Here is an 8,587-nt window from a genome sequence, read left to right as displayed (position 1 = left end):
AGGTGAGATGTGGACTTGCGCTATGTGTCATGTTAGCTATGGCTTTGGGACGAATCAGAGAGAACCAAGCAGACAAAATGCGGAGTCTGGTTGCAAGGGCGTAAACTTATCCACATCTGGATAAATGATGGGAATCAATCACCGGCCGAATAGGGCTGATGTGGATAACGGGATACGTATGCCCTTTGATAGGGAATATTTGGATAAATAGACCTAAATAAAAGGATTAATGGGTTCTAACGAACCAAAAAAGCATTTTTTCCCGTAGATTTCATTGGTTCCGTACAGAAATTGAGTACATCGCAAATAGCTCGTATTAAAAAAATGTTTTCTAATTTCAAAAAAGTTGCAATACAATAAAAGATACAAAAAAGAGAAAAGATTTTTGGGATAATAGTACTTATAGAGGAGGAGGCCGAAAAATGCTTGTCGAAGATATTATGAAGCGAAACGTAATTACCGTCGAATCATCCGATTCCATTCGCCTGGCCATGCTAAAGGTCGACCAAAACCGGATTCGCCATCTTCCCGTCATAGAAGACGGACAGCTTGTTGGCATTCTGTCGGATAGGGATCTGCGCGATGCATGTCCCTCAATTATTGGCGAGACACGAACGGAAGATGATCAAGTAATGAGCACCTCTGTTTCTTCTATTATGCGCAAAGAGGTTATTACCTGCCACCCACTTGATTTTGTAGAAGAAGCGGCTCTCGCTATGTACGATAATCATATAGGCTGTTTGCCTGTAGTAGAGGGCGACCGCCTTCAAGGGATTATTACAGAAACAGATATATTACATACACTCGTTGAATTAATGGGCGTCCATTACCCGAGTTCCCATATCGAGGTTGAGGTTGATGACAGGATAGGGTTGCTCGCTGACGTAACCCAAATCTTCAAAGAGGCGAAATGCAACGTAACAAGCGTCCTTGTATTCCCCGGTCGGCGCTTAAACAAAAAGAATCTCGTATTTCGCGTACAAACGATCGATCCGCGCAAAATTGTTTCCAAAATTGAAGAGGCCGGGTATCGAGTTGTGTGGCCCGATGAAATAGAGGGATCTGTATGAGCATTAAAACCGCATTTATTTACAGTGACGACTACTTACATTATTACTTTAATGACGACCACCCATTTAACCAGAAGCGCCTTGTGATGACCACTGATCTGCTGCGCCAGCTTAACCTGTTAAAGGATGAGCATATTGTCGCACCACGTTCCGCAACAGACGAGGAATTGTCGCTCGTCCATGACCTTCAATATATTGAGGTCGTGCGGGAAGCAGGGCATACGGATGGAGAACTGGCTATCGCCGGCAGTTATGGGTTGGGCACAGAAGATGTGCCTGTTTTTCGCAATATGCACGAAGCAACGGCGCTAATCGTAGGTGGAACCCTGCGGGCGGCTGAACTTGTCATGTCGGGGCAGTATCGCCATGCTGTAAACCTGTCAGGCGGATTGCATCACGGCTTTCGCGGTCGCGCCTCCGGGTTTTGTGTGTATAATGACTGCTCAGTTGTGATTGCTTATTTGCGCAAACACTATGATGCCAGAGTGCTTTATATCGATACAGATGCTCACCACGGTGACGGTGTCCAGTGGGCGTTTTATGACGATCCAAACGTGCTGACGCTTTCTTTTCATGAGACGGGAAAATATTTATTTCCGGGAACGGGGAACATTACGGAACGTGGGGATGGGCAGGGATATGGATTTAGCGTGAACGTGCCTCTGGATGCGTTTACAGAAGATGATTCCTGGCTTGAAGCTTACTATGAAGTTCTTCCGACAGTGGCCCGCGGCTTTAAGCCCGATGTTATTGTTACGCAAAATGGTTGTGACGCCCACACCTTTGATCCGCTGACCCATTTGTCAGCCAGCATGCGAATCTATCAGGAAATCCCTAAGTTGGCACGAGCTTTGGCGGACGAGCTGTGCGAGGGACGTCTCATCGCTACCGGGGGTGGCGGATATGATATCTGGCGTGTTGTTCCACGAGCCTGGACGCTTCTCTGGGCCGAATTATCCGGGCAGCGTATCGAGAAAAATATCGCTATTCCAGTGGAGTGGATCAATAAATACCAACCGGAATCTCCCGTCCAATTAGCGCCAACACTGCTTGACCCGGAAGGCCTGTTCCCAGCCATCCCTCGACGGAGTGAGATTACCACAAAAAATAAAAATACCGTTGAAAAAGCGCTGTTGTATTGTCCGAAGGGGTAATACGAGATACATCGAATCCGTTGTATTTTTGCGGTTTTTCCCTTGCGGGGAAGCGATGACTGACAGACTGAAACTGCATTAAATACCGATTATGGGTACCTCCGTCTACTCTTAACTTTGTTAACGGCTGTCCTATTTTTTTTGGATCATCAGCACGCTCCCGTACTGATGATCGCAGTGATTCTTTTATCCTTCTTTAATCTAGGAGCCTGGGGAGCTTTTTATACCTATACGCCGGAACAGTACCTGACAGCTTTTGGTACAACGGGTGTAGGGTTGCAGCTTCGGGGGGACGAATCGGTAGAATTAATCGAGGACTAAACAATGAAAAATCCTAACGAATCTCATCGTTAGGATTTCATTTCTTTATTGTTTTGGTTTTAAATAGCTAATAAAGCAATTCCAATTCTGCCCAGTGTGGATTTGCTTCGAGCCGGCGTTCCATGTCACGGAATGCTCTGAGCGAGCGACTCAACTTACTGTAGGCGTCGCCCCCTTCACTCCAGCCCAGATAGCCAATCATCCCATTAAAGCCAATCTTCTTAAGCTGCCCAAGCAACAAGAAATTGTCCAACTCGCCTTCGTCCAATGGTTCAATAGTCGCAACGTTCCCAAAACCGTGCGGATTCCGACGGCTACCGGACAGGTTCACCTGCTTCATGTACGGCGCTACTGCTCCCAGTATAGCCGACAGGTTTTCCCCGTCGACAGCATACCAGTGGAAGCCACAGAACACGATCCCCAGATTTGGATGTTTTAGCCGGCGACACAAACGTAGCGCATCTTCGTGGCGCTCGATCCAGAAGGATAGGTGCGTATAAAGCAGGATGTCGATGTTTCTACGCTCGCAAATCTTAAGCGCCTTTTCCAGCCACATCACCGCAATATCGTCACCTGCCGGGTCTGAGGGACTCAGATTCGTTCCTGCGGATTGGATCGCCAGCTCGACAGTCGAACATCCCTCGATAGTCTCCAACAACTTCAGGATGCCCTCATTTCTCGGATGGCTCTCGCCTACTGATAGATCCAACACGACGTACACACCCGCGACGTCCAGCCCATATTTTTGCTTGACGCTGCTAAGCTTCGCTGCGTCCTGCCAACGCTCTCCTCTCCAGACGGACAAATGCGTTGCATCGTACCCGATCTCTTTTAGCATCTCGCACCGTGCCTCGAATTTGTAAACTCCCATTGAGTTGTAGAAGGCAAAATCCATTGCATAAAAACGGTAGGCCATAGCTACTCGTTCCTCCTTTTCAGTGAATCGGTTCCCAGATCCCCACCTAATCCCTAAGAATCTTCCTCAGACTTTAGCACTTTGACGGGCTCTAATAAACCGGAATCAAATGTATGTGAATCAAATGCAGCAAATACATCAATACCAGCCAATACATCCTCCACATTTCCAAAATTAACAGGAGCAGAAATTCTACGATAAGAAAACGGATTGTCGCTAACGTTAACGGAGGGGCCGATAGGAGGCTAATTTTCATAACAACCGCACGCATAGCAAATAAACATGACATTCAACGCTTTACATGTTTTTTAAAGCATCTGTGATCGGGATATCACCGGAAACCAGATCAAATGCACGGTAAAAGGTGCGTTCCTCATTGAGAGCCGCCACGATGGTTCCCGCTACATCCTCGCGTGGAAAGCCTTCGCAATCCCTTCTACGTCACCTTCCAGGTTTGCCACCACGGTTTCTGCCCCTAATTTCTCAAGAAACTCGGTTGTTCCTCCTTTCTTTCATAGCTCTCACTGAATGTTCCTTACTTTTGCTTAATAAACGAATGAGATGTCGGCCTATTTGTCCATTCGCTCCAACTACAAAAACTTCCACAAGGCTCCATTCTCCTTTCGCTTTGAATTTATGAATTGTATAATCCCGTTGACAACACCACCCGGCAAAAGCACAAGACATGCCGTAAACACTGATAGCACAAGCGCGTTTTGAAGATAAGCCGCAAGTATCGTAATTTCAATCTATTTGACACGTCATCATTATCATTTTTTATTTAACGAATGGCTATAGGTATACCCTAACTCATACACTCGATTTAACAAACTGTCGTAAAGCTCTTTGATTTCATCTTCGTTTTCGATATCTTCAGCTAACGTATTATATAGAAATGCCACTTCAGACTGAGTAATACCTGTATACCCAGCTATACCAACATTCAAATAATAGGAAATCATGGTATCAAAATTTCTTTTTTTAATGCTTGCTTCTGTTTCCCCGACAATTGGAATCCACAATACCTTTTTGTGTGAAAGGCGCGTTCCGCCATAAGCAAACCCATAGTTCCATGTACGGTCTATATATCCTTTTGTAATTGCTAGTAATGAATACCACCATAAAGGAAAGATGAATGCTAATCCATCATTTCTTTTTAACCTTTCCATTTCTGCCTGAACACGTGCGGAATATTTCTTATTGGGGTTATCCCAGTCAGGTTCATCTTTTTCGTAAATTAGAAGATTAAATTCCTCACCGTACAAATCCGCAATTTCAACTTCATGTCCAGCATCTGTTAGTCCTTGCACAAACGTTCGGTAACAGAAAAAGTAAGGGATTCTTTTCTGGGATGTGAAATAACCGTTAGCACTTTACAATGCAAAGGAGCGTTCACTTGCCAGTTAATGCTGGAAAGTGCGGAAGAACTTCTTCCCCTAATTCTTCGATCACTTCTTCAGCAGGACGTCGACCATATTTTAAGTTGATTATCACATGATTGACACCCAAAATTTTAAGATTCTCTATGAATTCAATGAGAGGATTGCGCCCTATCCGGAAGCCCAAATGAATGGGGATTGGAGCATGATTCGGATCCTCTGCCAAATCTACATATAGGGACTGACTAAATGGTTTAAATTGATCAGTAAGAGAACGCCAATTTGCAATCAGTTCCTCCTGGAATTTCGGGTTTCTAGGATAGTAAAGCCATCCGTCACTGTTTTGGGCAATCCATTCGGGAGACTGAGAGCTGTGGCCGGTTACCAATACTGGAATATCGAATAGACGCGGTTTAGGCAAAACGTCCCCATTCGAAAGATTGGCCCGTGGCGATCTGATAGTGGGAAACTCTTCCCTCCACGCTTTTTTCATTACCGATATGGATTCTCGAAACAAAGTACCACGCTCTTCAGAATCAACCGCAAAGGCTGGAAATTCTATCGGACGATCTCCAGTCGCCACTCCGAGAACGAGACGTTCTCCGGATATCTTGTCAATAGAAGCAGCGGCTTTAGCCACATGCAGTGGGTGACGCAATGTTAGAATAATACTTGCGGTACCCAGGGCAATACGTTTGGTATGAGCAGCTATATATCCTAAATAGACCCAGGGATCATAAATTTGACCTACATCCCCAAAATAAGGATCATATAATGGGACATCCCTGACGTGCAATGCAGCAAAATTTAGCGCCTCCGCTCTTTTTGCCAGTTTAATTTGTTTTTCAATGTTCATCTCCGGGATGCTACCCTCATATGCTTCCAACGGAAAGAATAGGCCGAGAGTCAGATTATTTTCCTGAAACATGCGTGAATATCCCTTATGCTTATTAAATGGGTTCATAGTTGTCTCCTTCATTTATATTTTTAAATATCTATAAATATCGATATAATAATATAAAAATCAGATGAATTCAAGAACAAAGTGAGCATGATAGTTACAATTGCTACCTCCAGATTTGGCGGGCCAAACTAACAACCGACTTCCACAGAAGCGATGACAACGTACATAAGATCATTCTTGTCCTGTTTATCCGGTAAAATGACTCCACTTGTCGTTGCCATACCGCCATCAATAATTTCCACAGTGACTTGGCCATAAGGAAGAATGTCTATCACCTTTTCAATGTTCAATTGTTCTTTATCGCAGGGCACGGCCAATTTTACATGAACCTTCATATTTTTTAGATCATTGTTCGGCAACACTGAGCGCAGACCAGGCATGGAGTTATGATGTATCGCATTTCGGACTGCCCGGATGGCTGCTTGCGTAATGTCCTGTCCATGCAGATCAATCCCCATTCCTACTTGAATAAAAAATAAATTTTCCATCGAATCCATTCTCCATTTCGTATTTTTTATTAGTTATTGTTCTTTATTGTTCTTAAATTATTATAAACAATTTTTTAAATAGTCATAGAAGAGACACCATAACAAACCCAAAACCTGAAAATCACTGCTTTCCGGGTTTTGTCTTGAGGAAAATAACCGGGAAAAGCAACATTTTTCCTGGTTATGAATCTGCGTTTTTCTTGGGAGTGTTCAATTCTATTCTCTCTCCATTATACTCGCTCATCTTCTTTTAATTTGAAAAAAATACGGCGAATCAATAAAAAAAGGGGGCGCTGAACCAAAAAGACTTTAAAAGATCCTTTTGGTTCAGCGCCCTACAATTCATTCTAATTTCCAGTCTTTATATAGTAGTACTATCTCGTTTCATTTTTGAAGCAAAAAGGATGATATGCAGATTTCTAATGATCACTAAGATCTCAGCAGAATAGAGAATGCAAGAAATCTTTTTGTACTACCTGTCATCCTAGTTATACAATTTATGCATTTGTAGCAACACGTTCATGTGTAGATTGAAAGGCATGAGCAACACGCAAAACAGTATCATCTTCGCCATATCTTCCAACCATCATCATTCCGACAGGCAGACCCTCCGATTTTCCACAAGGGATGTTCATTGCCGGGTGTCCTGTAATATTGAATGGTGCAGTATTATAAATCGTTTCTAAAGCTCTGGTGATAATTTCCTCCCTTGAAGCATCTGAAGAAGGAATTTTTGTTGCCTTCATCGGTATAGTAGGCATGATCAGCACGTCATATTCTTTTAGTGCGTTATCATACGCTTGTTTTAATTTTCGAGCTAGATTTTGTGCGATCGAGTAATATTTCCCATTATATTGATCCTGCATATATTGTCCAAGTAACATGGTGATTTTAACTGTTTCTGAATATTCATCTGCTCTTGTTTTGCGTGCTTTACCATAGGCATCTAGAAGTTTAGTGCTGTAGTGTCCCTTCCAGTTTGTTCCCATGCCATTTTCTTTGACCATTAAGGAAGTAAGACCCTCTATACCAATACCGTTCCATATATGAATACCATCACGATGCATGGGAATAGAGACTTCCTCCACTACTGCTCCGCTGTCTTCTAAAGAATAGGCAGATTGTCTCACTATATGGTCTACATCCTCCTCGGACAGTCCATCCCAGCCAAAGCCCTCCGTTACGATTCCAACTTTAATACCTTTAGCATTACCGACAAGTGATTCTGTGTATGGTTTCACCTCTAAACCCGACTGCCTTGGATCTAAGCCATCGTCACCAGCGAGCACTTCAAGCAACAGAGCGACATCCTCAACTGTTCTAGCAATAGGGCCGGTGTGATCTAACGTCTGTTCAATTGGAAAAATTCCCGTATAAGGAACAAGTCCGTATGTAGGTTTTAGACCATACACACCAGACCAAGAGCTAGGCATCCGAATCGATCCTCCTTGGTCACACCCTATTGCCATGTCAACTTCACCCGCAGCAACCAATGCTGCACATCCACTAGAAGAACCCCCTGTGGATCTACTAGGGTCGTGTGGATTTAAGACGGGTCCTGTAGCAGAAGTATGACTGCCTCCAGATAGGCACAAATCTTCGCAAACGGCTTTCCCTACAATTTCTCCGCCCGCATCAAGTATCCTCGTTACAATGGTAGCGTCTTCGTCAGGTACAAAACCTTCTAGAATCGCTGAACCATTCATCATAGGAACACCTGCTAGACTTATATTATCTTTTAGAACAATGGTTTTTCCGGCTAATTTTCCCGTACTCTTTCCTTTTACGCTCGCTTTCCAATACCATGCATTGTATGGATTTTCTTCGCTACTAGGGCGATACCCCGAAGTCCGTGGATATTTTACCGGGAGACTAGGTTCTACAAGCTGATTTAAACGGTCGTAAGATTGAAGTGTAGCTTTCATCATTTCTTGATATGAAGATAAATCCTCATCCGTGAGATTAAGATTAAATCCCTCTGCAATTTTTTTCAATTGTTCAATCGTTGGTTTTTTAACAGCCATTTTTCTCCTCCTAAATAAGTAAGTGTACATTAAAAGGGGACGTGTTCTCAAAAGTGACACTCTATTATTATTAAATTAAAAGTTACATCTTTATTAAATGGTAAAACTTTTTGAAAAGAGTAACAACTTTTGTGTAAGATTCTCTACATTAATTTTTAATTTTGAGAGAAAATAAAAAGGGGAAGCCAGTATAATCATTACTGGTAATGAATGCTTTAATGATTTCTCCGCGTACAGAACACGAACAGAGCTGAGAGGAAGCAAAGGTTTT

The 8,587-nt window shown here is 43.2% G+C and carries 8 protein-coding genes and 1 pseudogene; 3 read left to right on the top strand and 6 right to left on the bottom strand.

All coding sequences use genetic code 11. The annotated features are described in order from the left end of the window. Nucleotides 1-422: 422 nt before the first annotated feature. The 3 genes from H525_RS0114830 (at nucleotide 423) to H525_RS26520 (ending at nucleotide 2,545) form a co-directional block, all read left to right on the top strand. Nucleotides 423-1,070, top strand: a complete 648-nt coding sequence (locus tag H525_RS0114830) for an acetoin utilization AcuB family protein (RefSeq protein WP_027416836.1) — start codon at nucleotides 423-425, stop codon at nucleotides 1,068-1,070. Beyond that, the gene (locus H525_RS0114825) at nucleotides 1,067-2,224 is read left to right on the top strand and encodes an acetoin utilization protein AcuC (protein ID WP_027416835.1); all 1,158 of its coding nucleotides are present in this window, start codon (nucleotides 1,067-1,069) and stop codon (nucleotides 2,222-2,224) included. The genes H525_RS0114830 and H525_RS0114825 overlap by 4 nt, the downstream gene beginning before the upstream one ends. Before the next feature lie 141 nt (nucleotides 2,225-2,365). Further along, entirely contained in the window at nucleotides 2,366-2,545 is a 180-nt protein-coding gene (locus H525_RS26520; RefSeq protein ID WP_211237020.1) for a hypothetical protein, read from the top strand. A gap of 67 nt (nucleotides 2,546-2,612) precedes the next feature. Here H525_RS26520 and H525_RS0114820 read toward each other — a convergent pair whose 3' ends face one another. The 6 genes and pseudogenes from H525_RS0114820 to H525_RS0114790 form a co-directional block, all read right to left on the bottom strand. Further along, nucleotides 2,613-3,461 carry a sugar phosphate isomerase/epimerase family protein gene (locus H525_RS0114820; RefSeq protein WP_027416834.1) on the bottom strand — a complete coding sequence of 283 codons (849 nt, stop codon included), beginning with the start codon at nucleotides 3,459-3,461 and terminating at the stop codon, nucleotides 2,613-2,615. A gap of 483 nt (nucleotides 3,462-3,944) precedes the next feature. Continuing rightward, on the bottom strand, nucleotides 3,945-4,148 hold the full coding sequence (locus H525_RS29625) for an NAD-dependent epimerase/dehydratase family protein (RefSeq protein ID WP_425387708.1): 204 nt from the start codon (nucleotides 4,146-4,148) through the stop codon (nucleotides 3,945-3,947). Nucleotides 4,149-4,231: 83 nt separating this feature from the next. Then, nucleotides 4,232-4,845 (bottom strand): annotated as a pseudogene (locus H525_RS24270) (NAD(P)H oxidoreductase). An 8-nt stretch (nucleotides 4,846-4,853) separates the two neighbouring features. Continuing rightward, nucleotides 4,854-5,804 carry an LLM class oxidoreductase gene (locus H525_RS0114800; RefSeq protein ID WP_027416833.1) on the bottom strand — a complete coding sequence of 317 codons (951 nt, stop codon included), beginning with the start codon at nucleotides 5,802-5,804 and terminating at the stop codon, nucleotides 4,854-4,856. A 128-nt stretch (nucleotides 5,805-5,932) separates the two neighbouring features. Further along, a complete protein-coding gene (locus H525_RS0114795) occupies nucleotides 5,933-6,292 on the bottom strand; it encodes a Lin0512 family protein (protein ID WP_027416832.1) in 360 nt (119 codons plus the stop codon). Nucleotides 6,293-6,789: 497 nt separating this feature from the next. After that, complete coding sequence (locus tag H525_RS0114790; protein WP_027416831.1) at nucleotides 6,790-8,316, bottom strand: amidase; 1,527 nt, start codon at nucleotides 8,314-8,316, stop codon at nucleotides 6,790-6,792. Between the last annotated feature and the right edge of the window lie 271 nt (nucleotides 8,317-8,587).

Origin of the sequence: Aneurinibacillus terranovensis DSM 18919, from assembly GCF_000430625.1 — a bacterium.
Taxonomy (GTDB): Bacteria; Bacillota; Bacilli; order Aneurinibacillales; family Aneurinibacillaceae; genus Aneurinibacillus_B; species Aneurinibacillus_B terranovensis.
Note: the sequence above shows the minus strand (reverse complement) of the source record. Positions and strands in the feature narration are given on the sequence as shown.